Annotated in this window: 24 protein-coding genes; 3 read left to right on the forward strand and 21 right to left on the reverse strand. The window is 37.2% G+C overall.

Going from position 1 to position 25,074, the window contains the following annotated elements; all coding sequences use genetic code 11:
• Positions 1 to 6 precede the first annotated feature (6 nt).
• A complete protein-coding gene (glpK, locus tag AC6UD8_RS03360) occupies positions 7 to 1,503 on the reverse strand; it encodes a glycerol kinase GlpK (protein ID WP_500699489.1) in 1,497 nt (498 codons plus the stop codon).
• 137 nt (positions 1,504 to 1,640) lie between these two features.
• Between glpK and AC6UD8_RS03365 the strand changes: the two genes are divergently transcribed.
• On the forward strand, positions 1,641 to 3,071 hold the full coding sequence (locus tag AC6UD8_RS03365) for a C69 family dipeptidase (protein ID WP_500699490.1): 1,431 nt from the start codon (positions 1,641 to 1,643) through the stop codon (positions 3,069 to 3,071).
• A gap of 58 nt (positions 3,072 to 3,129) precedes the next feature.
• Complete coding sequence (gene yjeM / locus AC6UD8_RS03370) at positions 3,130 to 4,653, forward strand: glutamate/gamma-aminobutyrate family transporter YjeM (protein ID WP_500695671.1); 1,524 nt, start codon at positions 3,130 to 3,132, stop codon at positions 4,651 to 4,653.
• A gap of 40 nt (positions 4,654 to 4,693) precedes the next feature.
• On the opposite strand, the gene rplS is transcribed toward yjeM, so the two are convergent.
• The 15 genes from rplS to AC6UD8_RS03445 form a co-directional block, all read right to left on the reverse strand.
• Entirely contained in the window at positions 4,694 to 5,053 is a 360-nt protein-coding gene (gene rplS / locus AC6UD8_RS03375) for a 50S ribosomal protein L19 (protein WP_500695672.1), read from the reverse strand.
• A 109-nt stretch (positions 5,054 to 5,162) separates the two neighbouring features.
• Positions 5,163 to 5,915 carry a tRNA (guanosine(37)-N1)-methyltransferase TrmD gene (trmD, locus tag AC6UD8_RS03380; RefSeq protein ID WP_500693724.1) on the reverse strand — a complete coding sequence of 251 codons (753 nt, stop codon included), beginning with the start codon at positions 5,913 to 5,915 and terminating at the stop codon, positions 5,163 to 5,165.
• Positions 5,916 to 5,917: 2 nt separating this feature from the next.
• Entirely contained in the window at positions 5,918 to 6,433 is a 516-nt protein-coding gene (gene rimM, locus AC6UD8_RS03385) for a ribosome maturation factor RimM (RefSeq protein ID WP_500693723.1), read from the reverse strand.
• Between the two features lie 55 nt (positions 6,434 to 6,488).
• Positions 6,489 to 6,737, reverse strand: coding sequence for a KH domain-containing protein (locus AC6UD8_RS03390; protein WP_500696715.1), 249 nt, complete (start codon positions 6,735 to 6,737; stop codon positions 6,489 to 6,491).
• A gap of 10 nt (positions 6,738 to 6,747) precedes the next feature.
• The gene (rpsP, locus tag AC6UD8_RS03395) at positions 6,748 to 7,026 is read right to left on the reverse strand and encodes a 30S ribosomal protein S16 (RefSeq protein ID WP_500693721.1); all 279 of its coding nucleotides are present in this window, start codon (positions 7,024 to 7,026) and stop codon (positions 6,748 to 6,750) included.
• Positions 7,027 to 7,115: 89 nt separating this feature from the next.
• The gene (ffh, locus tag AC6UD8_RS03400) at positions 7,116 to 8,561 is read right to left on the reverse strand and encodes a signal recognition particle protein (RefSeq protein ID WP_500699491.1); all 1,446 of its coding nucleotides are present in this window, start codon (positions 8,559 to 8,561) and stop codon (positions 7,116 to 7,118) included.
• Positions 8,562 to 8,571: 10 nt separating this feature from the next.
• Positions 8,572 to 8,913 carry a putative DNA-binding protein gene (locus AC6UD8_RS03405; RefSeq protein ID WP_500699492.1) on the reverse strand — a complete coding sequence of 114 codons (342 nt, stop codon included), beginning with the start codon at positions 8,911 to 8,913 and terminating at the stop codon, positions 8,572 to 8,574.
• Positions 8,914 to 8,925: 12 nt separating this feature from the next.
• On the reverse strand, positions 8,926 to 10,236 hold the full coding sequence (ftsY, locus tag AC6UD8_RS03410) for a signal recognition particle-docking protein FtsY (RefSeq protein WP_500699493.1): 1,311 nt from the start codon (positions 10,234 to 10,236) through the stop codon (positions 8,926 to 8,928).
• A gap of 2 nt (positions 10,237 to 10,238) precedes the next feature.
• Positions 10,239 to 13,772 carry a chromosome segregation protein SMC gene (smc, locus tag AC6UD8_RS03415; RefSeq protein ID WP_500699494.1) on the reverse strand — a complete coding sequence of 1,178 codons (3,534 nt, stop codon included), beginning with the start codon at positions 13,770 to 13,772 and terminating at the stop codon, positions 10,239 to 10,241.
• A 13-nt stretch (positions 13,773 to 13,785) separates the two neighbouring features.
• Complete coding sequence (gene rnc / locus AC6UD8_RS03420; protein WP_500699495.1) at positions 13,786 to 14,517, reverse strand: ribonuclease III; 732 nt, start codon at positions 14,515 to 14,517, stop codon at positions 13,786 to 13,788.
• Between the two features lie 79 nt (positions 14,518 to 14,596).
• A complete protein-coding gene (locus tag AC6UD8_RS03425) occupies positions 14,597 to 14,869 on the reverse strand; it encodes an acyl carrier protein (protein ID WP_500693715.1) in 273 nt (90 codons plus the stop codon).
• A gap of 12 nt (positions 14,870 to 14,881) precedes the next feature.
• The gene (plsX, locus tag AC6UD8_RS03430) at positions 14,882 to 15,913 is read right to left on the reverse strand and encodes a phosphate acyltransferase PlsX (RefSeq protein ID WP_500699496.1); all 1,032 of its coding nucleotides are present in this window, start codon (positions 15,911 to 15,913) and stop codon (positions 14,882 to 14,884) included.
• Between the two features lie 15 nt (positions 15,914 to 15,928).
• A complete protein-coding gene (recG, locus tag AC6UD8_RS03435; RefSeq protein WP_500699497.1) occupies positions 15,929 to 17,959 on the reverse strand; it encodes an ATP-dependent DNA helicase RecG in 2,031 nt (676 codons plus the stop codon).
• A gap of 76 nt (positions 17,960 to 18,035) precedes the next feature.
• Positions 18,036 to 19,736: a DAK2 domain-containing protein gene (locus tag AC6UD8_RS03440; protein WP_500693712.1), complete on the reverse strand. Its 1,701-nt coding sequence runs from the start codon at positions 19,734 to 19,736 to the stop codon at positions 18,036 to 18,038.
• Between the two features lie 30 nt (positions 19,737 to 19,766).
• Positions 19,767 to 20,129 carry an Asp23/Gls24 family envelope stress response protein gene (locus AC6UD8_RS03445; protein WP_010021513.1) on the reverse strand — a complete coding sequence of 121 codons (363 nt, stop codon included), beginning with the start codon at positions 20,127 to 20,129 and terminating at the stop codon, positions 19,767 to 19,769.
• 193 nt (positions 20,130 to 20,322) lie between these two features.
• Here AC6UD8_RS03445 and rpmB point away from each other — a divergent pair, with 193 nt between their 5' ends.
• Positions 20,323 to 20,508 (forward strand): 50S ribosomal protein L28, encoded by a 186-nt coding sequence (rpmB, locus tag AC6UD8_RS03450; RefSeq protein ID WP_500699498.1) that lies wholly within the window; start codon positions 20,323 to 20,325, stop codon positions 20,506 to 20,508.
• Positions 20,509 to 20,570: 62 nt separating this feature from the next.
• Here rpmB and AC6UD8_RS03455 read toward each other — a convergent pair whose 3' ends face one another.
• Genes AC6UD8_RS03455 through fmt form a run of 5 tightly spaced genes read right to left on the reverse strand, consistent with a single transcriptional unit; the run spans position 20,571 to position 25,066 of the window.
• Positions 20,571 to 21,215 carry a thiamine diphosphokinase gene (locus tag AC6UD8_RS03455; RefSeq protein WP_500699499.1) on the reverse strand — a complete coding sequence of 215 codons (645 nt, stop codon included), beginning with the start codon at positions 21,213 to 21,215 and terminating at the stop codon, positions 20,571 to 20,573.
• 2 nt (positions 21,216 to 21,217) lie between these two features.
• Positions 21,218 to 21,877: a ribulose-phosphate 3-epimerase gene (gene rpe, locus AC6UD8_RS03460; protein ID WP_500699500.1), complete on the reverse strand. Its 660-nt coding sequence runs from the start codon at positions 21,875 to 21,877 to the stop codon at positions 21,218 to 21,220.
• A gap of 2 nt (positions 21,878 to 21,879) precedes the next feature.
• On the reverse strand, positions 21,880 to 22,785 hold the full coding sequence (rsgA, locus tag AC6UD8_RS03465) for a ribosome small subunit-dependent GTPase A (protein WP_500699501.1): 906 nt from the start codon (positions 22,783 to 22,785) through the stop codon (positions 21,880 to 21,882).
• Between the two features lie 9 nt (positions 22,786 to 22,794).
• Positions 22,795 to 24,135 carry a 16S rRNA (cytosine(967)-C(5))-methyltransferase RsmB gene (rsmB, locus tag AC6UD8_RS03470; protein WP_500699502.1) on the reverse strand — a complete coding sequence of 447 codons (1,341 nt, stop codon included), beginning with the start codon at positions 24,133 to 24,135 and terminating at the stop codon, positions 22,795 to 22,797.
• Positions 24,122 to 25,066, reverse strand: a complete 945-nt coding sequence (fmt, locus tag AC6UD8_RS03475; protein WP_500699503.1) for a methionyl-tRNA formyltransferase — start codon at positions 25,064 to 25,066, stop codon at positions 24,122 to 24,124. Before fmt ends, rsmB begins: the two co-directional genes overlap by 14 nt.
• Positions 25,067 to 25,074 lie beyond the last annotated feature (8 nt).

Raw genomic sequence — 25,074 nt, forward strand, 5'->3', positions numbered from 1 at the left:
TCCTTATTATTCAAATTGCTTGGCAGCTCTCACGGCCATCTTCCATCCCTTGTATAGTTTTTTTCTTTTATCGCCACTCATATATGATTCAAAAAAAGTACCAACACGCTTACTTCTTTTAATTTCATCAATATCCTTCCAAAATCCAACAGCCAAACCAGCCAGATAAGCTGCTCCCTGTGCCGTAGTCTCTGAAATTAATGACCGTTCAATTTGATCATTTAAAATATCGGCTTGAAACTGCATTAAGTAATCATTTTTAGCAGCTCCACCATCTACTACTAGTGATTTAACCGGAATCTTAGTCTCTTCTACCATCGTATCAAGAACATCCTTTGTTTGAAATCCTAACGATTCAATGGTCGCACGAACTAATTGATTACGCGTCGTTGATGATGTCAAGCCAAAAATCGATCCACGAATTTCCTGATCCCAATATGGTGCCCCTAGTCCAGTAAACGCTGGCACTACGTAAACTCCGTCACTCGTTTTGGCATCATAAGCCATTTGCTCAGAGGCCTTAGCCGATGAAATTAAACCCATCTCATCCTTTAACCATTGAATTGCCGATCCAGCCACAAAAATGCTACCTTCTAAAGCATATTTAACTTCTCCATTCAATCCATAGGCAATTGTGGTTAACAATCCATTACTAGAAAACCTTGGCGTTTTTCCTGTATTCATCATAATAAAGGCACCCGTTCCATAAGTATTCTTCGTCATTCCGGGTTGTAATGCTAATTGTCCAAATAATGATGCTTGTTGGTCACCAGCAATTCCGGCAATTGGAATCTGTACCCCTAAAAATGAATATCCCTTCGTATATCCAAAGAAGTGTGACGATGGTTTCACTTTAGGTAACATTTTCTTAGGAATATCGAAGAGCTCTAACAGATCATCATCCCATTTCAAATCGTTGATGTTATATAACATTGTCCTACTGGCATTAGTATAATCAGTGGCATGAACGGTTCCGCCGGTCAGATTCCATAGCAACCATGAATCAATGGTTCCAAATAATAAATCTCCATTCTCCGCCCGTCTCTGGGATCCCTTTACATGATCTAAAATCCATCTAATTTTCGTACCAGCAAAATAAGAATCAACAATCAGTCCCGTCTTTTGGTGAATTAAATCAGCGTAACCATCAGTTATTAACCGATCAGCAATTTCACTGGTCTGTTTTGATTGCCACACCACAGCATTATAGATGGGCTTTCCACTTCGTCTATCCCAAATTACAGTCGTTTCACGTTGATTAGTAATGCCGATACTTCGCACTTTATAGGGAGGAACTTCAGAGTTAATCAATACCTCAGAAATCACAGATTCAACGGCATTCCAAATTTCAATTGGATCTTGTTCCACCCACCCTGGATGAGGAAAAGATTGTTTAAACTCACGTTGTACTTTTCCCACAATCTGGCCATCATGATCAAATAACATTGCTCGAGCAGAGGTCGTTCCTTCATCAATTGCCATTATGTATTGCTTGCTACTCATATTTTCCCTCGTTTTTTCAAATAAATGTTATGTGTTAATTATACCCTAAGTAATTTAGCATACCAAACGCGAAATTATACCATAACAAAGGCAATATGGTAGAATACTTACATGTGATTTAATAGGAGGCAATCTAAATGACAAGTTTTAATGAATATTCCGCATGTACCAGCATTTTAGTTGGAAAAGATGCCACGGTTGATGGCAGCACTTTAATTGGCCGCAATGAAGATGCTAAAGCATCATGGCCAAAACGATTTGTTGTCCATGAACATAAGGAGTTTCAGGATGATCAGGAATTCAAATCAACTGATAACGGCTTCAAAATGCCACTACCAAAAACACGGGGAAAATACACTGCTACTCCCGAATGGACCGACCAAGATGGTTTATTTGAAGAGGATGGTATTAACGAATATGAGGTTGCTATGAGTGCAACTGAAAGTACGTACGCTAACGCACGTGTCCTAGGTTATGATCCCCTTGTAAAAGATGGAATCGGCGAAGAAGCCATGGTAACCGTAGTCTTGCCTTATGTCCATTCCGCAAAAGAAGCCGTCAAACGTCTTGGTAACATTGTTGAAAAATATGGGGCCAGTGAAAACAACGGAGTCCTTATGTCCGATAAAGAAGAAGTTTGGTACTTAGAGATCGGTTCCGGACACCAATGGATCGCTGAAAGAATTCCTGACGATGAATACGCCGTCGTTGCTAATCAAATGGCCATTGAAGAAGTTAACTTTAAAGATAATGATCACTTCATGTGGTCACCAGGGATTAGGGACTTTGTATCAAAACACAATTTAAATCCGGATCGTTCTGGTTTTAACTTTAGACACATTTTTGGAACCCATGACTTATCAGACACCTACTACAACACCCCTCGAGTTTGGTACGGGCAAAAAATGTTTAACCCAGAAATCAAGCAGGATCCTACTTCCCAAGACCTCCCCTTTACAAGGAAAAGTGAAGAATTAATATCGGCACTCGATGCCCAAAAGTTGCTCAGTTCACACTATCAGGGAACTCAGTTCGATCCAATTGGTGCAGGCGCAGAAGCTGATCGAACTCGATTTCGTCCCGTTAGTTTAGCCAAAACCCAAGAATCACACGTGCTCCAAATCAAACCTAATCTACCAATTGAAATTGGTGGAATTCACTGGCTTGCTATGGGTGTAGCAGCACAGAGTACTTACGTCCCATTTCTTGAGGGAATTTCCGATACTCCAAAAGCATATAAGTATCACGTCAAGATGGATTTTGATCCTAAATCGGCTTACTGGATCTTCAAGCTAGTTGGAATCTTAGTTGACCCACACTACCTTGAATTCGGTGACAAACTTAAAAACGTGCAACAAAATTTAATCGAACAATACGAACAAATTTTACAGCAGATAGAACAAGAGTCCCACGGCTTGGATTCAACAGAACTAACTCAGCTTGCTAATGAGGCCAGTTCTAAGACAAGTAAACTCGCTTTGCGTAGCTTTAAGAACCTTGGTCAATACTTGATTACAAACTCAACGGACTTCTCTCCTCTTAACTATCACCAAGATTTAAATCTATAAAAAAAGAGAGTATACTTTATTAGTATTTCCATTAAATTTAATCAAGGAGAGTGACTTTATGTCTAAAGGGAAAAAGCAAAGTAAATTAGGCTTAATGTCTTTAGTTTTAATGATACTCACTGCGATATTTGGCTTTGGTAATACGACCGTCGCCTATGATCAAATGGGCTACGCCAGTATTATCTGGTACATATTTGGAGCACTAGTATTTTTCTTACCGGTTTCATTAATGTTTGCCGAATATGGTTCGACTTTCAGTAGTGCTAAAGGTGGAATTTATTCCTGGCTTAAAGAGTCAATTGGTGAACGCTTAGCCTTCATCGGAACCTTTATCTGGCTATCATCATGGATCATTTGGATGATCTCGACTTCTTCTAAGGTTTGGATTCCATTTTCTAACATTATTTTTGGAACGGATAAAACCCAAACATGGCATTTGTTCGGAATTTTTACCCCAATGCAAACAATTGGAATCCTCGGGATTGCCTGGATTTTAATTATTACTTTGTGTGCGACTCATGGTTTTGATTCAATTGCTAAGATTGCTAACATCGGGGGAGTATTATCAATTGCTCTACCACTGATCTTTGCTATCTTATCAGTAATTGTCTGGGTCTTAAATAAGGGCCAACTTGCTGAACCAGTCAATGGCGCTAAAAGTTTCATTCAATCCCCTAATCCATTATTCGTCACTCCAATCGCCATCATGTCATTTGTTGTTTATGCGATTTTTGCGTATGGAGGAATGGAGTCAATTGGTGGAGTCGTTGATAAGGTCAAAAATCCTACGAAGACTTTTCCCCGTGGGGTCATCATTGCGGCAATCATCATGGCAGTCATCTATTCTGGATCCATTTTTTTGGTTGGTATTACAGCTAACTGGCATGAAGTTGTCGGAAAGGGTTCGGTCAACCTGGGTAACATCACTTACGTTTTAATGAATAACCTTGGTTATGTTTTCGCTAAAACCCTTGGCTTTTCAGCTGGATCAGCAATGGAATTTGGTCGCTTCATGGCCCGAGTAGCCGGTTTAGGGATGTTTATTCCATACTTAGGTTCTTTCTTTGTTCTGATATATTCCCCAATCAAATCATTTATTGAGGGATCCAATCCAGATTTATGGCCTAAAAAAGTGGTTAAATTAAATAAACATGGTATGCCAGGGTTTGCAATGTGGATTCAAGCATTCGTCGTTGTTGCCGTTATCTTTGTCATTTCTTTCAGTGGCAATAATGCTCAACAATTTTACTTAATTTTAACTGATATGGCTAATATTTCGACAACTTTCCCCTACTTATTCTTAGTTGGAGCTTTTCCATTCTTCAAGAAACTAAAGAATGTTCCTCGTCCCTTTGTCTTTTACAAGAACCGAATTGTCACTAACATCATGGTAACCATTATCTTGGTTGTACTAGTGTTAGGAATTGGTTTTACTGCTATTCAACCAATCTTGACTCATGATTACACCACCGCCTTCTGGACCATTGTGGGACCACTAGCTTTTGCATTGGTTGGTTGGTTAATGTATGAATACAACAGTCGAAGAGGTACTAAAACTGCTAAAGAAGTTGATGACCAATAAAAAAAGAGTTCGCAATGCGAACTCTTTTTTTTACATAAAATTAATGCTTACGACTTGCTTCTTTAATACGAGCAGCCTTACCAGAACGATCACGTAAGTAATACAACTTAGCACGACGAACTGAACCACGTCTAACAACATCAATCTTAGCAATTCGTGGTGAATGTAATGGGAAGATTCTCTCAACCCCAACCCCACTGGCAATTCTTCTTACTGTGTAAGTAGCTTGAATGCCTGAACCGTGACGTTTAATTACAACACCAGTAAACTTCTGAATACGTTCGTTACTACCTTCAACAACCTTTACGGAAACCGTAACGGTATCACCGACACGAAATTCAGGAATATCTGAACGAAGTTGATCACTATTGATCTTATCAATCAATTTATTTTGACGCATAATCATTTCTCCTAACTAGCATTCTTATCTTCTCGACAGCGGAATACCGTTTTATTTAGCCATAAAAGACCACTTAAAATTATAACATACAAACCAAAAAACTCAATACTTACCGATCTTCTTCCTCAATTTTAACGTCCGCCAATAATTCCTTTTGCCTTTTTGACAGTTTATTGTAATTAATCAGATCTGGTCGTCTTAAATATGTCTTTCTTAAAGATTCCTTCTGTCGCCAATCATCAATTTTTTGATGATCACCACTAGTTAAAATCGGTGGAACTTCTAATCCCCTAAAGTCTGCTGGTCGCGTGTATTGAGGATATTCAAGCAATCCACTTGAAAAAGAATCTCCTGGAGCTGACTCTTGATTACCAAGGACACCCTTAATGAGTCGAACGGTCGCATCAATCATTACTAGCGCAGGCAATTCACCACCCGTAAGGACAAAATCACCAATTGAATACTCGTCAGTTACTACGGATTTAATTCGTTCGTCAAAGCCCTCATAGTGACCACATAAAAAGGTCAAATGGTCCTCTTTGGCAAGATTTGCAGCATCGTTTTCATCAAATTTTTTCCCTGCCGGATCAGTTAAAATGACTCTACCAGATGAATAACCCTGTTTTTCTGAAACTTCTTGAGAATGCGCAAAAGCATCAAGCATTGGTTGAGGCTTAAGTAACATTCCAGCTCCCCCACCAAAGGGGGTATCATCCACGTTATGATGTTTATTAGTCGAAAAATCACGAAAATTAGTAATATCAATATTTATGATTTCTTTTTCAATGGCCTTACCGATAATGGATTCACTCAAAGGGCCCTTTAAAATATTAGGGAAAAGGCTCAATATATCGATCTTCATCGTTACTGCATTCCCTCCATTAACTCAACGACTACTTTATGATTAGGAATATCCACTTTTTTTACGACCGAATCAATCTTTGGAAGTAACAAATCATCTTTATTTTTACGCTCCACTACCCAGACATCATTGGCAGGCATATCCATAATATCACTTATTACACCAATTTTATTATCATCTTTATCGATAACATCCATGCCGATAATTTGTTGATAGAAATATTCGCCTGGTTGTAAGTCAGTATTTTTTCTTTGCTCCGACGTAATTTTTAGGATGGCAGGTTTAAGGTATTCAACATCATTTATGGAATTGCGACCAGAAAAATGCAACAGAATAAATCCCTTATGGCTTCTAACCCCGTCAATCTTCAATTCTTCCATTTTTCCGTCTTTGGGGAATACATAAACAAGATTACCAACTTTAAAGCGTTGATCAATAAAATCAGTAGTAGGTTTTATTCGTACTTCACCTTTAATTCCCTGAGTATTTACTAATTTCCCAATTTCTAAGTAATCCATAGTTCACCTATTTCTATAAAAAAACTCTTAAATAAAAACGAGTTTTATCTAAGAGCTAATCTTTGCCATCATCAATAACGAGTTTAATTCGCTTTCCATCATTAACGTGAACACTATAAATTATGGTTCGAATCGTCTGAGCAACTCGACCCTTTTTTCCAATAATACGTCCAACGTCATTAGGATTGGTAGACAATATATATTCGCTAAATTGATCAGTATCCTGATGATTAATACTAATATCATCAGGATATTTAACTAATGGCTTAACGATTGTTTTAATTAAATTATCAAAATTAACCATAATCAATCACTTATTTCTTAGCTGCTAATTTGGCATCATGTAATTGTTTCATAATACCTGCATCTGACAAAATATTACGAACAGTATCAGAAGGTTTAGCACCTTTTTCCAACCAGTCCATGATTGATTCTTCTTTTAAAGTTACTTGATCAGGTTCAGTTAATGGATTGTAAGTACCAACATTTTCGATAAAACGACCGTCACGAGGACTACGTGAGTCAGCAACCACGATACGGTAAAATGGACGCTTCTTTGAACCCATTCTTCTTAATCTAATTTTTAATGACATAAACACACCTCCTAATAGTTTTCTTAACAATTACTAATATTACCAATAAATATTAGTGATGTAAAGGTTTTTTTCTTTACAGTCTGAAATTAATGTCTTTTTTTATTTTTTCGTCGCTTCTTTTTATTCTTTTTGATCTTGCGACTCATCCGCTTCATGGCGAGGTTCGACAATTTACCAGTCATTCCGCCGCCCATCCCAGCAGAATCCATCATATTTGACAACCCTGACATATTTCCATTAGACACTTTGTTCATCATTTTCTTCATTTGATCAAATTGTTTAATGAGTCGGTTGACTTGTTGAATCGGTTGAGCCGATCCCCGAGCAATTCGACGCCTTCTAGAGGGATTTAAAACATCGGGGTTGGAACGTTCCTCATCAGTCATTGAATAGATAATCGCTTTAATGTGGTCTAAATCTTTTGGATTAACGTTTAAATTCTTTAATGCCGGATTATTGGCCATTCCTGGAATCATTTTAACCAAATCTTGAATTGGACCCATCTTTTGAATTTGTTCTAATTGATCAACAAAATCATCAAAATCAAAAGAATTTTCCTTGATTTTTTCGGTTAATTCCTTAGCTTGATTTTCATCATACTCTTTCTGAGTCTTTTCGATGAACGAGAGCATGTCTCCCATTCCCAAAATTCGAGAAGCCATTCGATCTGGGTGAAATACGTCCAAATCATCTAATTTTTCACCTTGACCAACAAACATAATTGGTTTGTCAGTCACCGCCCTGATTGACAAAGCAGCTCCACCACGAGTATCTCCGTCTAACTTTGTTAGAATAACACCGGTAATATCTAAAGCATCGTTAAATCCGACCGCCGTATCAACGGCATTTTGACCTGTCATAGCATCAACAACTAAAAGAATATCATTTGGATTGGCCACCTTTTTAATATTCTTTAATTCATCCATCAAGTTTTCGTCAATTTGAAGCCGACCGGCCGTATCAATTAACACATAATCGTTATTATTATTGCTAGCTTCCTTTAAACCATCTTGAACAATTTGTACTGGGTCAACATCCGTTCCCTCTTGAAATACTGGAACATCAACTTGTTCGCCCACCTTTTCTAACTGTTCAATTGCTGCGGGACGATAAACATCGGCAGCGATCATTAATGGACGCGCATTATCTTCAGATTTAAGCCTTTTAGCTAATTTACCTGCTGAAGTAGTTTTACCTGCTCCTTGAAGTCCTACCATCATAATGACTGTAGGAATCTTGTCTGATTTAACTAGCGGAGTGGCAGATTCACCCATCATGTTAGTCAGTTCATCGTTAACGATCTTAACAATTTGTTGGGCCGGATTTAATCCTTCAAGAACATCAGCGCCCTTAGCTTTTTCTTGAACCTTCTTTACAAACTGACGAACCACCTTAAAGTTAACGTCCGCTTCTAGTAATGCCAATCTAATTTCCCGCATTGTTTCACGCAAATCAGATTCGCTGACCTTGCCTTTTCCTCTTAAGTTTTTAAAAGCTTTTTGTAATCGATCGGTTAAACCTTCGAAAGCCATCTTTTCACCCCTAATTTTCTTCCGTAATTTCTAAGTGATTCACCAACGCATTTAAGTGTTCATCATTTGGATAGTGCTTTTTAATGTAATCTCTAATCTCATCGGTTTGCCGATTGCGTAACACAAACAATTGATATAGGTGCATTTTACTTTCATAGTCTTCAAGAATTTGCTCAGTTCTTTTAATGTTATCATAAACCGCTTGGCGACTAATATTGAAATTTTCTGAAATCTCACCTAACGAAAAATCATCTGCATAGTATTCTTGAATGTACTCTGCCTGTTTCTTAGTGAGTAATTCACCATAAAAATCATACAAAGCATTAATCCGATTATTCTTTTTAATGTCCATCTAAAGTCACCACTAATTGTCTTGAATTAATCCCTTAAATAAACCGTCAATAAAGCTCTTAGAATCAAATTTACGCAAATCATTAACCGTTTCTCCAAGTCCAACGAACTTTACCGGAATATTAAGCTTATTTTTGATTGCAATTACAATTCCACCCTTGGCAGTTCCATCAAGCTTTGTTAAAACAATTCCCGTAATGTTAGTGATTTCATTGAACATCTTGGCTTGATTCAAAGCATTTTGACCAGTAGTTGCATCAATCACCAGCAACACTTCTTGAGGTGCGTCTGGAATTTCACGCTTAATGACCTTATCAATTTTAGCAAGTTCATTCATCAAATTAACTTTATTTTGTAATCTTCCGGCAGTATCAACAAATAAAATATCATAATTTTCTTTTTTGGCTTTATCTACTGCTTCAAAAACAACCGAAGCTGGATCACTTCCAGCTGACTTTTTAACAATATCAACACCATCATGTTTGGCCCATTCATCTAATTGTTCAATGGCACCTGCTCTAAATGTATCAGCAGCCGCTAAAAGCACCTTTTTATTTTGCTTTTTAAAATTATTGGCCATCTTACCAATGGTTGTCGTTTTTCCAACTCCATTGACACCAACAAATAAAATCACGGTTGGGCCCGTTTGGGATAATTTGATTGAACTATCTTTATCACTTGGTGCATCATACAAATCGATCATCTTTTGGACGATTAGATTTTGAACTTCTTTTGGTTTCTTGGCATTTTTTAATTTAACCTCTTCTTTTAGTTCATCAGTTAGTTGGATTGCAGTTTCAAATCCAACATCGGATTCGACCAGCGTATCTTCTAAATCATCAAAGAAGTCATCATCAACTGAGCGAAAATTAGCAAATAGCGCATTTAATTTTTGTCCAAACGAAGACCGTGATTTTGCCAGACCATGTTCGTATGCTTTTTCAGCTGATTCAGGCTGCTTAGTTACATCATCAGTAGACTCTTTGACATCTTCATTTTTATTAGAAGAATGATCTGTATCAACCACAGACTGGCCTTTTTCATCTGACTTGTTATCGTCAGTGCTTCGAACACTATTTTTTGATGTTTGCGTTTGTTCTTCCGGTTCTTCAGAAACATCAGCTCCATCATTCTCACTCTCACTTGATCCATCATTTTTCTGACTAACTTCATTTTCTTCAGTTTGTTGAAAGTGGTCACCTCGATCAGAGGTGTCGTCACCAGTAGCCTTTGCTTTCTCATCTTCTCTTTTAGACTGCTTGGTTTCGTTCTCTTTGTCGTCAGATTCCTTCTTCTTACTTTTAAAAATATCAAATAAACCCATAATTATTCTCCTAGCTTTTTAGATTCATCCAAGTTGACCGAAACAACCTTAGATACACCCGAATCTTGCATTGTAACTCCATAAAGATGATCCGCATAGACCATCGTTTCCTTTCTGTGAGTAATTACAATAAATTGTGTATTATTCTTTAAACTCTGCATATACCGCGCAAAACGATCCACATTAGCAGGGTCAAGAGCAGATTCAGCTTCATCCAATATTACAAACGGAACTGGTTTTACCTCAAGAACTGAAAAAAGCAGTGCCAAAGCCGTTAGAGCTTTCTCACCACCAGAAAGTAAATTAAGATTACGATATTTTTTTCCGGGCGGTTTTACCAAGATATCAATCCCAGTTGTAAGTAAATGATGCGGGTCATCCATTTTTAGTTTGGCTTCCCCTCCACCAAAAATATTGCGAAAAATATGACTAAACGCAGTTGCAATTTTATCATAAGTTTCGCTAAATTTAACTTTTACCGTTTGATCCATTTCATTCATTATCCCAATCAATTGTCCCTTAGCTTCAATTAAATCATCAAGTTGATGATTCATAAATTCGTAACGATCCTTTACTTCTGCATAGGCATCAATTGAATTAACGTTAATCGGACCCAACTCGTCAATTTCAGATTGGATTGATTTAATCAATGAATCAATTTCGGGTAATTCAAGTTCCAACTTCTTCATTGAACTAGTTCCTTTAATCATGTTATCGCGTTGATAACGCTCAGAATCAAGGTTATCTACAGCTGTTTTTAAATTCGATTCTAGCTTTTGAACTATTTCTGTTTGAGAAATTAAACGATCCTGAAGATCGGAAACTTGCTGATCATATTTTTGATCATCTTGGTTAAACTTATCAATTTTTGAATTAAGATCGTTAACATCCCGCTTAGTACTTTGGATTTGTTGTTCTAGTTCGGGAATATTAGTTTTTACTGCCACCACTTCTTGATTAATTGATTGTTTAAGTCCGTTTATACTATTGACTAAGCTTTTTAATTGAGTTTCAAAATTCAACCTTTGTTTTAAAAGACTTTCCCTACTGGACTTGAGTTGACTATTTTGTTCCTTTAAGCGAATCAACTTTTCTTTGATTTCAGATGATTTGATATTATTTTCGTTAACATTCCGAGTAATCTTTTCAATCTGACTTTTGATTGAGGTATTCTTAGACTGATTTTGCTTAATTTGCATTTTTAAATCATTAATCTTATGAGAAAGATCAATCTCATTTACACCATCATCACTAGTTGTGTTTTTTAATTGTAATCGAATTGCATCAGCACTTCTTTGAGACTCCTTTAAACTACTTTGATTCATACTAATGCTTTTTTGCTTAGCTTGAATTTCTCCTTTTAATTCATTTAATTTTTGGCGAAGTTCATCGTGCTTATCCTGCTTTATTGTGTGCTGATCTTGGAATTTTTTGATAGTCTCCTCACCAGCATTCATCTTCTGGCTCATTTCTTCAACTTGCTGATTTAAGTGGACCAATTTTTCTTTTTGACTTAGTAAGCCAGTGGACTGGTTGCGATTCGATCCACCGGTGATTGCACCTCCAGCATTAACGACATCCCCATCTAAAGTTACCACTTTAGCCTTATGACCAATTGTCTTACTGATCTTTGTAGCACTTTTTAAATCAACCGCAATCATCGTACCACCCAGCAGGTGATTCTTAATCCGTGTCATATTCGATGGCATTTTGACCAGGTCCGAAGCAATTCCAACAAAGCCAGAAATCGATTTTACCTCATTTAACACATTAGAGGATAAATAACGTTCATTAACGGCATTCATAGGCAAGAACGTAACTCTTCCCAGTTTCTTCTCGCTTAAATAGTGAATTGCTTCTCTAGCGTCTTTAACGTTCTCGGTGATAACCTGCTGAATCTGACTTCCCAGTGCTGTTTCAATGGCTAGAACATAACGATCAGGAACTTCAATAAAATCACTTACTGTTCCTTTAATACCAATTAAATTCGTTTTGCTTTTTAATAAGTTTCGCGTCCCGCGATAAAGCGAATTATGATTTTCCAAGATTGACTTAATACTATCTCGTTCCGTTTTAGTTTCCTGAAAAACACGTAATGCAGCATACCAGCTTGCCTTTAATTCTTTTTCTTTGTCCCTTGAATCTGACAACTTATTATCAACTTGCTTTAATTCATCCACCATTTGCTTCTGGTTGTTTTGAAGTTTCGATAATTCGGTCTCTTCTGAAGTGATTTCTTGCTTTAAAAGGTTGCTTTGATCTTCAATCGCATTAATCCGCTGGTACTTCTCTTTTACTTCACTATCACTACGCTTGGATAATTTTTGCATTAACTTTAAATTATTCTTGGCACTGGCTAATGACTGCATCAAATCTATGTAATCATTTCTTATATTTTCAAGTTCTGTTTGTTTTTCTAATAAATTTTGCCGAATAGAAGCTGCTTCAAGCTGCTTCATCTTATGAGAATAGTCGGAAATGAGAGCTTGCTTTTTACTAATTTGGCTTTGATTATCAGTAATATTGTTTTTAACGTTTCCCAGTTGCTCTTTTAAATCACTTACTTTACTTTCTAAGTCGTTAATCTTTTGTTGATTAAATTCACGTCGTTGCTCAGACAACTGCTGACCACTATGAGCTGATTCGAGTGATTTAGTGTCGCTTAAAAGTTGATTTTGAAGTTGTTCACGCTTCCGAGCTAAACTTTTAATCTTGCTCGTTAACCCCTGTTTGCGTTCTTTAACTTCCTTAACTTGTATTTTTAAATTAGTAAAAGTAGTATTTTGCTTTTTGAGCTCCTTTTCCAGATTCATTTTCACGTTTTCATGATTTTTAATCTTAATCACTAATTTAGAATACTTCAATTGATCAAGATACTTTTTCTTATCTAAATAGAGCGAAGCAGCATCACTTTGCTCCTTTAGAGGCCCAATTTGTTTGTCCAACTCGTTAATAATATCTGAGATTCGATCCAAATTTCCTTGAGTATCAGCTAACTTTTGTTCAGTTTCCACCTTTTGTTTTTTATATCGATAAACTCCAGCAGCTGTCTCAATAATTGATCGCCTTTTTTCAGCATCATCATTGAGAATTTCATCAACATTCCCCTGAGAAATAATGGAAAGGGAACCTTCACCTAATCCAGTATCCATAAAAAGATTATTAATATCCTTCAAACGACAATCTTTATCATTGATTGAATAAGAACTATCACCATTTCGATAAACTTTACGTGTGATTTTAATTTCGGTATAATCAGAATCCAAAAAATGATCAGAATTATCAAAATAAATGCTAACTTCTGCACGACCAAGAGCTCTGCGCCCCTTGGACCCAGAGAAAATGACGTCTAACATTTTTTTACCACGTAAAGTTTTGGCCGACTGCTCACCTAAAACCCAACGAATTGCCTCGATGACATTACTTTTTCCGCTACCATTTGGACCAACAATTCCAGTAAGCCCATCCTGAAAGTCAATTGTGGTTTTATCTGCAAAAGATTTAAATCCTGCAATCTCAATTGATTTTAACTTCACCTTAATGCCTCATTTACTTAATACTTGTGCTTACTCCCAGTTCATTGAGTGCTTCCTTTGCCGCTTTCTGTTCTGCATCTTTCTTGGAATGTCCTAACCCGACTCCCATTTCTTTGCCGTTAATTTTTACCGCAACTTTAAATTTACGGTCATTATCAGGACCATCTTCACTAACTAGTTCATAGTCTAAATCAACTGGTCCATTTTCTTGAACAACTTCCTGTAATTCAGTTTTATGATCAAAGAATTCGTCAAACCAACCCTCATCAAGCTTAGGAAAAATCACAATCTGACAAAAATACCTCACCGTTTCTATTCCTTGATCGAGATACACCGCTCCAATAAATGATTCAAAAATATCACATAAAAGTGAGTCACGTTGTCTAGCATTCGCCTTTTCTTCACCTTTGCCGAGTCGAATATACTTGTCAAAATGACATTCACGGGCAAAACGACTAAAACTATGCTCATTAACCATAGCAGCTCTTAATCTAGTCAGTCGACCTTGTGGTAATTCAGGAAAACGTCTAAAGATGTAGTCTGAAACCACTAATTGATAGACAGCATCCCCTAAAAACTCCAGACGTTCATAAAATTTTAATCCTTGACCGGGATGCTCGTTCACGTATGATGCTTGGGTCATTGCTTCATCTAAAAGTGCTTCATCGTTAAACTTAATATTAAACTTGTCTTTTAACAAGTCATCAAACTGCTTTTGCAATTCTATTTCCTCCAAAGGTAACATTTTTTCTTTTAATTATATCATTAATGCCTAAATTACGATAATTGCATAATAAAAATGACCCGTCATAACAACGAATCATCTATTTCTTTGCAATGTGTTTTTTCGTTTTTGGATCAATATCTCGCATAATTACATTCACTAGATCGCCGACATCACTGATATTCTCAGTATTTTCACTGGTGAAAACATCGCCAAATTCATCCTCTAATTCAACGATAAATCCCGCCATATCAATAAAATCAGCGCCTAAATCATTAGTAAAGTTTAAGTCATTCGTTACCTTATCAACCGGAACCTTAAAACGACTTGAGGTGATTTCTGCTACTTTTTTAAATACTGTTTCTCTATCCATCAGTGATCCCTCCTACTGTTCACCATTTTTAATACTATCCATTTCATCAGTATGATTAGAAAAATATTCTTTCACTGAATCAACAAAATTAGAATTAATAATTTGCTGAATTTGAAGTATCGTATTTCTAATTGTCTTAGCCTTACTGCTACCGTGGCTCTTCACCACTGGGGCCTTCAATCCAAGTAGGACGGCACCCCCGTACTTAGTGTAATCCATCTTGTGGGCAATCTCTCTTAAAGTATCCTTGAGTAATAAAGCACCCACTTTGGACTTCACTCCACCATTTATAATGCCGTCTTTTAACATATTAATCATTGACAATGCAGTTCCTTCAATACTCTTTAAAACCGCATTACCGGTAAAGCCATCGGTTACCGCTACATCGGTAACTCCATCCAGCAACCCTCGTGATTCGATGTTACCAATAAAATTAATGTCATCATTTTTTCTTAAAGCATGATACATTTTTTGATGGATCTTATTTCCTTTGTCAGACTCAGTGCCATTATTAATCAGCCCAACCCGTGGATTTTTAATCTTTAAGACTCTTTCAGCATAATACTTACCTAGTAGTGCATACTGATAAACGTTAACAACCTTAGCATCAGCATTTGCTCCACAATCAATTAACGTGAAACCAGTATCGTTATCAATTACTGGTAAAGTAGTAACCAGTCCCGGACGATCAATTCCTTTGATTCTACCGATTATCAATAAACCAGCAACTAGAATGGCCCCAGTATTTCCACAGGAATAAAATGCATCAGCTGTTCCATCTTTAACAGCTCGAGCAGCCATTACCAGACTTGATCCCTTTTTTTCTTTTACTGCTTTAACGGGTTCATCTTCCATTTTAATAACTTCATCTGATTGAATCACTTTGATATTTTCTTTGTTATTTAACAACGAATTGATTTTATCAGAATCACCAAAGAGTTGAAACTCCACGTGATCCATTTCATCACGAGCAAGCTCAATCCCTCTGACAATTTCATCAGGTGCATTATCGCCACCCATTGCATCAACAGCAATTTTTATCATTATAGGCAAAGCTCCTTAATCAAACTTAACATCTTGATTTAAAGATTTAAGTCTTTTTACTAACTTTCGATTCTGCGGTTCATGTTCCCAGTTAACATCATCAACAATTTCTTTTGCAACGGTCTGCGCTGTGCTCAAAATATTAATGTCAGCAACTGGATCTCCAACTTTAAAGGTTGGCATTCCAGACTGATTTTTACCAAGAATGTCCCCAGGACCTCTTAATTCTAAATCTTTTTGTGAAATAAAGAAACCATCAGTTGATGAACACATCACATTCATTCGTTTTCTACCAGTTTCATTTTTAGGATCAGCAATTAAAATACAATAAGCTTGCTGGTCCCCTCGCCCCACACGACCCCGAAGTTGATGTAGTTGAGCCAACCCAAAATGGTCAGCATCATAAATCACAATGGTACTTGCGTTGGAAACGTCAACTCCGACTTCAATTACTGTAGTAGAAACTAGAACTTGTACCTTATTAGTCTTAAAAGCATCCATTACTTTATTTTTGTCTTCATCACTCATTTGACCATGGAGTAAGCCAACCGTGTATTTATCACCAAGTTCTTGCTGAAAGTTTTGGTATGTATCAGTCACGTTTCTCATATCCACTGCTTCAGATTCACCGATAAGAGGGACTACCACGTAAACTTGTTCTCCATGATTTAAGCGCTTTTTGACAAAATTAAGCATTGCATCAATCTGTTGATTCTTAATCCAAGCCGTTTTAATTGGTTTTCTACCACCTGGCAACTCATCAATTACCGAGACATCTATTTCACCATACGCTGTGATCGATAGAGTTCGTGGAATAGGCGTAGCGGTCATCGATAACACGTTCGTTGATTTACCCTTTTCTCGCATGGCCTTTCTTTGGTTAACTCCAAACCGATGCTGCTCATCAATGACAGCTAATCCTAAATTATGGTATTTAACCTCTTTTTGAAACAATGCATGAGTACCCACCACCAAGTTAATCTCGCCACTTTCAATACGGGGTAAAAGTTCATTTCGAGCCGCTCTAGAAGTATCACCAGTCAGTAGTCCAATGTTAACACTAGTATCCTTAAAAAGCTCAGCAAGTCCGTCAGCATGTTGTTCGGCTAAAATTTCAGTGGGAGCCATTATTACGGCTTGTTTCCCAGAAAGAACCGCAGCATAAATTGCGATAGCCGCTACAACCGTTTTTCCGCTCCCAACATCTCCCTGTAAAAGCCGATTCATCTGATATGGACGTTTTAGATCAGATAAAATTTCTGAAATAACCTTTTTTTGTGCCAGGGTCAATTCGTACGGAAGAGAACTCACAAACGTCTGTAATTTAGCACGATTAATGGTTATCGCAGAATTTGGGGCCTGATTTTTCTGATGTTTTAAAGTTTGCATTCGCATTTGAAACAAGAAAAATTCATCAAACTTTGCGGTTCTACGTGCGAGTGCTGCTGCTCTTTGATTTTTTGGAAAGTGCATGTTAAAAATGACATTTTTTAAATTTTCTAATTTATACTTTTTTAAAACCCAATTGGGGATGAAATCTTCAATTTGACCTTGGTACTGATCATAGGCTTCGGTTACCAATTGGCGAATGGTATTCTGGGTAATCTTATGGTTAGCGGGATAAATTGAACCAAATTTTTCGCCATCACCAGCTTTCAAAATTTTAATTCCGGCCATCGATTTTTTATTTGCATCAAACTTTCCGTAAATCAAAATTTCATCCCCGGCTTCAACCTGTTTCTTTAGCCACGGCTGATTAAAAAAGGACACCGGAATCACATCATTACCAACTAGTAACTTAATAGTTAAACGACTTCTACGTCTTCCAAAAAAATTAACCGTTGGATTGATAGCAACCTTACCCTTCAGAGTGACCACCTGCTGATCAGAAATTTCAGAAAGATCTTTAGTTCGAAAATCTTCATAACGAAATGGAAAGTATGTCAGTAAATCATAAATGGTCACAATCCCCAAATCATTTAGAGCTTCAACTTTTTTGGGACCGACTCCTCTAAGCGTTTCCACATGGTCATCTAACCCACTCATCAAATTCACCTCCTAAAAAGACTGTTAATCCACAAGGACTAGCAGTCTTATTAAGTATCTATCTATATAATATTACCTATTCAACGGAAATAATCAACGGATAAACTGGTTGATCCCCCTCATGAGTCTCAACTTCTAATTCATCGTCCACTGATAAGGCAGCATTCGAAACTTTATCAGCATCATCCTGATCAGCGTCTTTTCCAAAAATAATCGTAACGTTTTCGCTATCATCATCTAACATTTTTTTCAGCATCTTAATAGCTGCATCATCTAAAGAAGAACCAAGGACCTGAATGTCTCCATCAATAATTCCCATGTAACTACCCTTTTTAATGTCCATTCCATTAATCTTTGTATCACGAACAGCAGTCGTCACTTGGCCACTTTTAACGGTATCTAAAGAGTCGTCCATCTGGGTCTGGTTTTCTTTAAAAGTATTATCAGGATCAAATGAGAACATCGCGGTTAATCCTTGTGGGATTGTCTTGGTGTGGACAACTTCCATCGGAATGTCTGTGATTCCCTGGGCTTGCTCTGCCGATAGGAAAATATTCTTATTGTTAGGGAGAACGATCGCTTTTTTAGCATTACTGTTATTAACAGCGTCAACAATATCTTGCGTACTAGGGTTCATCGTTTGTCCACCACTAATGATGTTAGTTACTCCTAAGCTCTTAAAGAGCTTCTCTAAACCTGCTCCCGCAACCACCGCAATAATTGCTAAGTCACGCGGCTTTTTATGCTCTTTTTCTTCCTTTAAATCATCGGTCTTTTGAGCTTTTTCATCGCTTTCCATGATTGATTCTTGTTGCAGTCGCATGTTATCAACTTTAACGGTTGCTAAGTCACCAAATTGTTGTCCCCACGATAAGACCTTGCCAGGATGCTCCGTGTGAACGTGAACGCGAACCACTTCATCATCATTAATAACCAAAAGTGAGTCCCCTAATTTCGCCAGATAGTTATAAAAAGTATCGTAGTCGAATTTCTGGGTAACCTGCTTTCCCTTCCCAATTCGCACCATAATTTGGGTACAATACCCATAAACAATGTCTGCTGGGTTTAATTTACCTTGAGCACTCTTATGATGCTCAACATCAATCATTTCGTTCATTTCTTCAGAATTAGGTTGATGTTCGCCTTTATCTTCAATCTTTCGACCATTTAAAACATCATCAAAAGCTTGAAAAACAAATACCAATCCCTGTCCACCAGAATCCACCACTCCCACTTGCTTTAATACTGGGAGAAGATCTGGAGTTTTTTTAAGAGCTTTCTCAGAAGCATCAAGAATTGAGTCCATTACCTTTATAACATCATCAGTATCTGAAGCAGTATTTTCACCAGCCTTAGCAGCTAGTCTAACTACCGTCAAGATGGTCCCTTCAGTGGGCTTCATGACCGAACTATAAGCAGTCTTAGCTCCAGCGATAATAGCATCTGCAAATTCTTGAGCATCAAGATCCTTTTTACCTTCAACGTTTTTTGCAAAACCACGGAAAATCTGAGACATAATGACACCAGAGTTACCTCGAGCTCCCATTAATAGCCCCTTAGCAAGTGCAGAAGCTTTACCGCCAATCGTATCATCATTTGATTTATCGACGTAACTTTCCCCACTTGATAATGACAAACTCATGTTCGTTCCAGTGTCTCCGTCTGGAACTGGGAAAACATTTAACGAATTAATAAAATCCGTATTATTATTAAGAACGACCGCGGCGGCTTGAACCATTTGGTCGAACTCTTTAGTAGTAATCTTAGTTAATGACACTATTATCAAATCCTCCTTATACTCAAACCACTAGTCGTTAATAACCTTAACACCCTGAACAATTACGTTTACTGAATCCGCATTAATCCCTAACATCGATTCCAAATTATATTTAACTTTTGACTGAACATTACGAGAAACTTCAGAGATCTTGGTTCCATAACTCACAATGACGTTGACGTCAACTTGAACTTTCTTGTTAACTTCTCTGACAACTACTCCTTTTGAGTAACTATCCTTTCGAAGAATTTCATTCATATTATCTTTAAATTGGTTTTTGCTAGCCATGCCAACAACTCCATAATTATCAGTTGCGGCACCGCCGACTACTGTAGCAATTACATCATTATCAATATCAATTGATCCATATTGAGTGTTTAACTTTACAGCCATCGTTTGCATCCCCCTTATCCTTTCGAGCTCATAACGATATCTAATGTTACCACACCCCATTATAAAACAAAAACATGAATCATGGTGTCAAGGACATTTACTTGAAAGAAACTTTGCATTTATGACGGTATTATGGTAAGTTATTTAGGTGAACTATTGAATATAAAAGAATTCCAAAGTAAGGAGGGATATTATGGCTAAGGATCAAATTAATGGTAAGAGAACTCATTTCGGCAATCGTCGTTCTCACGCTTTAAACTCATCAAGAAGAAGTTGGAAGCCAAACCTACAAAAGGTACGCATCTTAGTTGATGGTAAACCCAAACGTGTTTGGGTTAGTGCCAGAACTTTAAAATCTGGTAAGATTACCAGATTATAATCATTATTATTTTAATTAATTAATTAAAAAACAGTACAACCATTCAATGGTTGTACTGTTTTTTAGTCTCGGCTTTGAATCACCATCAATACTCCTTCATCAAAAACAAACGAAGCACTATCTCCAACAAATTCATTACTTGAATAAGAAGTTGGATACCCCACCCAATGATGATTTAATTGATATCTTTCATCACTAAGCGTTAAATGCATTGGTAACAGAGGACAAAAGTCTAAATATTTCATTCCAGTGATTTTCTTAATATGATACGACCCACTTAGAAAGTATCGGATTACATTTTGACTATCAATGAGTCTCAGCTTTGAAAGATAGGGTTTAATATTTGGCTTTAAGACCATCAAAAAATTGGTCAGCAAGTGATCAAGACGGCCGCCTGAAAAGCCATAAATATCAATCTCATGCTTAGGAAAATACTTGCCAGCGGTCCTGATACCCAATTCAGTATCAGTCTCATCTTTTACCGGATCAACCCGAATAACGTGCTTGGCTTTTTGTAATATTATTTTAAATTCCGAATCTGAAACCGAATCGAAGTCACCAACAGCGTATTCAGGAATAATGCCCAATTTGATTAGTCGTAAGCTTCCTCGATCAACCCCAATGAAAGGACCCTTTATTTTTTTAGTCTTTAAGTTAGATGGCCATAACTCAATTGGTCCCCCAACAACGACATTTACCTTATTCATAACTAAAAATTAGTAGCATTCTTAAGAGCCTGAATACGAGCAGCAGGATCTTTTGCATCAAAAACATATGAACCAGCTACAGCGACGTTTGCGCCAGCTTTATAGGCGTCAACCACCGTCTTATTGTTAACTCCACCATCAATTTCAATGTCATAGGAATATGAATCATTTTCTTCACGTAATTTATTTAATTCTCTAACCTTACTAATCGTTTCAGGAATAAACTTTTGACCACCAAATCCGGGATTAACAGTCATCACAAGAACTTGATCAACCATGTACAAGATTGGCTTAATCATCTCCACTGGGGTTCCCGGATTAATTACGACTTCAGCTTTAACGTTTTTATCTTTAATCATTTGAAGAGCACGATGAATATGGGGAGTTGATTCAACATGAACCCCAATAATATCTGCGTTAGCATCAGCAAAAGTATCAATATATCTTTCAGGATTCTCAATCATTAAATGACAGTCAAGTGTTAATCCAGTAATGGGACGAATCTCTTTGACCCAGCCTGGACCATAGGCAATCGCTGGAACAAACATTCCATCCATAACATCGATATGTAGTAATTCCGCACCACCCTTATCGACCTTTTCAATGTCTTTTTGTAGGTTTACGTAATCCGCACTTAAAATTGAAGGAGCAACTTTAATCATGTTTAATTTCCTCTTTTCTTATTATAAATTGGCTTTTGTGCTTTTAATAAATGGTATTCTTGCAGATAATCATCATACCTGCTCGATAGAATTGTACCACTTTCAACCCCAGCTTTCACGGCACAACCAGGTTCATTAACATGCAGACATTCACGAAACTTACAGTTGGGTGAAGCACGTACAAATTCCGGAAAATAATTTTTTAATTCATTTGACTTAATTTCCAAAGTATCAAAAGAAGAAAAACCTGGTGTGTCAGCAATCAAGCCGCCATTTACCGTTAGTAAAGACACCTTCCTAGTGGTATGCTTCCCTCGACTTAAAGACTTAGATACGACTCCAGTTTTAAGTTTTAACTTAGGGTCAATTTCGTTAAGCAGCGTTGATTTACCGGACCCAGTTTGACCCATTACGATTGATTGTTTGTGAGGAAGTAACTTCGAAACATCGCTCACTGCATTTACATCATCTTTTTTATCAGGCAACACAACTTCATAACCAATTTTCCTATAATCAGCCGCAACCGTTTTAAAAAAATCAACCTGCGCTTTTGACGTTAACAAGTCAGTCTTACTAAGATAAATAATCGGGATAATCTTCTGCTTTTCAAGGGCCACAAGTTGCTTATCTAATAGTGAGAAAGAAAAAGCAGGTTCAATGGCTGAATTAACTACAATTGCTTGATCAGTATTAGCAACTAGTGGTCTAACCAATTGATTAAACCTTGGTAAAACCCTTAAAATGTATCCCTCGTTCACATTAGTTTCATCAAACTCAACCAGGTCGCCAACGATGGGTTTAATATTTCTTTTTCTAAAGTTCCCTCGTGCTCTCGTCCGGTACATTTTTTCATCGGACTCAACGTCATAGAACCCACTCAAAGATTGATAAATCTTGCCTTTTCTCACATTAATCTCCTATTGAATCCTCTGAAAGCCCACGATAAAGAAGCCATCAGAATCATAGTCGTCTGGATAAATTTTTAAAGCATCTGTATCACGATTTGGCTTTAGGTCTTTTCTTGTCTTGACCCAAACCGGTTTAAAGTTTTGGTGCTGATCTAAAAACCTGCTGACATTCTCACTATTTTCTTGATTCATGATGGTACATGTACTAAATACCAACTGTCCGCCCACTTTGAGTGTTGGTGCCACAGCATTCAAAATTTCAGTTTGAATCTTTACAAGATGTAAAACGTCATCAAGTGTCTTATCGTATCTAATCTCTGGTTTACGCCTCATCAATCCAAGTCCCGAACAGGGAGCATCAACCAGGATTTTATCAAAAGTACTTTCACCAAATAATTCAGAAACATTACGAGCGTCAATGGCATGAACTTCAATATTATCTTTCACACCCATTCGGGCTGCATTTTGCTCAATTTTGGTTAATTTTTTGAGGTGCAGATCTAAAGCTTCAACCTTACCAGTAGTCAAATATTCAGCAATTTGCGTGGTTTTACCACCAGGAGCCGCACAAGCATCTAGTACATAGTCATCATTTCTAATGTCCATGGATTGAACTGGCAACATGGCACTTTCGTCCTGAATCGTAAACAAACCCTCTTTAAACAGAGGACTACCACTAGCACTTTTACCAGATAAGATAAGCGCATGATCAGCTACTTCACTACTCTTAACCTCATATCCCTCTTGGACAAATTTCTTCTTTAAATCATCATCAGAAATCTTACGATGGTTTACCCGGACTGATTGCTTAGCTGGCTGATTAATACTCTTAAGTATATCAACCGTCTTATCCATACCAAGTTGCTCATTAAGTTGCTTTACAATCCACAGCGGAACACTATAAAAGATTGAGTCATAAGTGGCAGTGTCTTTAATTTTATCAATTGGCGGCAATCCATTTCGTTGGATGTGGTGAAGGACTCCGGTAACAAGTCGTCTAATACCATCATGCCCACGCTTTTTGGCAATCTTAATTGATTCATCAAAAATCGCACGATCTGGTATTTTGTCTAAATACTGCATTTGATAAATTGCTGTATACAGTAATTCTTTCACCCAACCATCAAGTTTGTCAGATCTTTTTACTAAGTGGTCAACATAATAAGCTAACGTCAACCGGTGCTGAATCACACCATAAACGATATTAGTATACAGGGAAATATCTTTGGGACTCATCGTGCTAGAATCGATCACATTGTTGATTTGAAGATTAGAATATGCACCGCCATGAACACGCTCTAGTGTTCTTACGGCTAAGTATCGTGGATTACTTGAGTTATTTTCTGTCAATAAATTGATCTCCAATTTCTAATTTCTGGTTGCCGTTCAAATATTCGGTAATTGATTTTTTTGGCTTCCCAGACGGTTGAATTTCTTCAATTCCCAAAACCGTTCCGTTCCCAGCAGCAATTTTTAAATGGTGTTTATCTTTACTAACCACCTGACCAGGATCTAAATCAGTCTGCTCATCAATAACCGTTGTTTTCCAAATCTTATTTGGTTTCCCATTTACCATTGCAAATGCGGTCGGATCGGGTCTTAACGCTCTGACTTTTGCATCAACCAAACTAGCAGGTTGAGAAAAATCTAACTCTTCTTGTTCTCGCTTAATGTTTGGCGAAAACACAACTTGCTCTTCATCCTGTTTTTGGAAATGTGCAGTTCCATTAATAACTTCTTTTAAAGTCTTTAAGAGAAGGTCACGTCCCACTAAACTCAACTTTTTAAACATACTATCAGTATCGTCGGTGTTTTCAATCTTAACAGGTTGTTGAGCTAAAACGTCACCAGCATCCATCTTTTTGACCATGTACATGATCGAAATTCCGGTTTCTTTATCTCCGTTCATAATGGCATATTGAACCGGAGCCCCACCACGATATTTCGGCAGTAAAGATCCATGAACATTGATATCCGCAATTTGCGCTGCTTCAAGCAATTTAGTCGGCAAAAATTGGCCAAATGCAGCAGTTATAATAAAATCTGGCTTCATTTGAATAATTTCTTCCATTTCGGGACTTCCACCTAATTTTTGCGGTTGTAGTACCGGTAACCCCAAATCTTGACTAGCTTTCTTAACCGGTGATTCTTCAATTTGATGTTTTCGTCCCACCGGTCGATCTGGCTGGGTTACCACTGCCAACACTTTGTAGTTCTGATTTAAAGCTTTTAGGATTGGAACACTAAATTCAGGCGTTCCCATAAATACAATTGATTTCATAATAATTC

It is taken from the genome of Fructilactobacillus sp. X1R3C1 (assembly GCF_059901545.1).

What these genes read in the sequence shown, in the direction of transcription:
- glpK (WP_500699489.1), bottom strand. Translation starts at nt 1,503, where the DNA reads ATGAGTAGCAAGCAATACATAATGGCAATTGATGAAGGAACGACCTCT.
- AC6UD8_RS03365 (WP_500699490.1), top strand. Translation starts at nt 1,641, where the DNA reads ATGACAAGTTTTAATGAATATTCCGCATGTACCAGCATTTTAGTTGGA.
- yjeM (WP_500695671.1), top strand. Translation starts at nt 3,130, where the DNA reads ATGTCTAAAGGGAAAAAGCAAAGTAAATTAGGCTTAATGTCTTTAGTT.
- rplS (WP_500695672.1), bottom strand. Translation starts at nt 5,053, where the DNA reads ATGCGTCAAAATAAATTGATTGATAAGATCAATAGTGATCAACTTCGT.
- trmD (WP_500693724.1), bottom strand. Translation starts at nt 5,915, where the DNA reads ATGAAGATCGATATATTGAGCCTTTTCCCTAATATTTTAAAGGGCCCT.
- rimM (WP_500693723.1), bottom strand. Translation starts at nt 6,433, where the DNA reads ATGGATTACTTAGAAATTGGGAAATTAGTAAATACTCAGGGAATTAAA.
- AC6UD8_RS03390 (WP_500696715.1), bottom strand. Translation starts at nt 6,737, where the DNA reads ATGGTTAATTTTGATAATTTAATTAAAACAATCGTTAAGCCATTAGTT.
- rpsP (WP_500693721.1), bottom strand. Translation starts at nt 7,026, where the DNA reads ATGTCATTAAAAATTAGATTAAGAAGAATGGGTTCAAAGAAGCGTCCA.
- ffh (WP_500699491.1), bottom strand. Translation starts at nt 8,561, where the DNA reads ATGGCTTTCGAAGGTTTAACCGATCGATTACAAAAAGCTTTTAAAAAC.
- AC6UD8_RS03405 (WP_500699492.1), bottom strand. Translation starts at nt 8,913, where the DNA reads ATGGACATTAAAAAGAATAATCGGATTAATGCTTTGTATGATTTTTAT.
- ftsY (WP_500699493.1), bottom strand. Translation starts at nt 10,236, where the DNA reads ATGGGTTTATTTGATATTTTTAAAAGTAAGAAGAAGGAATCTGACGAC.
- rnc (WP_500699495.1), bottom strand. Translation starts at nt 14,517, where the DNA reads ATGTTACCTTTGGAGGAAATAGAATTGCAAAAGCAGTTTGATGACTTG.
- AC6UD8_RS03425 (WP_500693715.1), bottom strand. Translation starts at nt 14,869, where the DNA reads ATGGATAGAGAAACAGTATTTAAAAAAGTAGCAGAAATCACCTCAAGT.
- plsX (WP_500699496.1), bottom strand. Translation starts at nt 15,913, where the DNA reads ATGATAAAAATTGCTGTTGATGCAATGGGTGGCGATAATGCACCTGAT.
- recG (WP_500699497.1), bottom strand. Translation starts at nt 17,959, where the DNA reads ATGAGTGGGTTAGATGACCATGTGGAAACGCTTAGAGGAGTCGGTCCC.
- AC6UD8_RS03445 (WP_010021513.1), bottom strand. Translation starts at nt 20,129, where the DNA reads ATGGCTGTAAAGTTAAACACTCAATATGGATCAATTGATATTGATAAT.
- rpmB (WP_500699498.1), top strand. Translation starts at nt 20,323, where the DNA reads ATGGCTAAGGATCAAATTAATGGTAAGAGAACTCATTTCGGCAATCGT.
- AC6UD8_RS03455 (WP_500699499.1), bottom strand. Translation starts at nt 21,215, where the DNA reads ATGAATAAGGTAAATGTCGTTGTTGGGGGACCAATTGAGTTATGGCCA.
- rpe (WP_500699500.1), bottom strand. Translation starts at nt 21,877, where the DNA reads ATGATTAAAGTTGCTCCTTCAATTTTAAGTGCGGATTACGTAAACCTA.
- fmt (WP_500699503.1), bottom strand. Translation starts at nt 25,066, where the DNA reads ATGAAATCAATTGTATTTATGGGAACGCCTGAATTTAGTGTTCCAATC.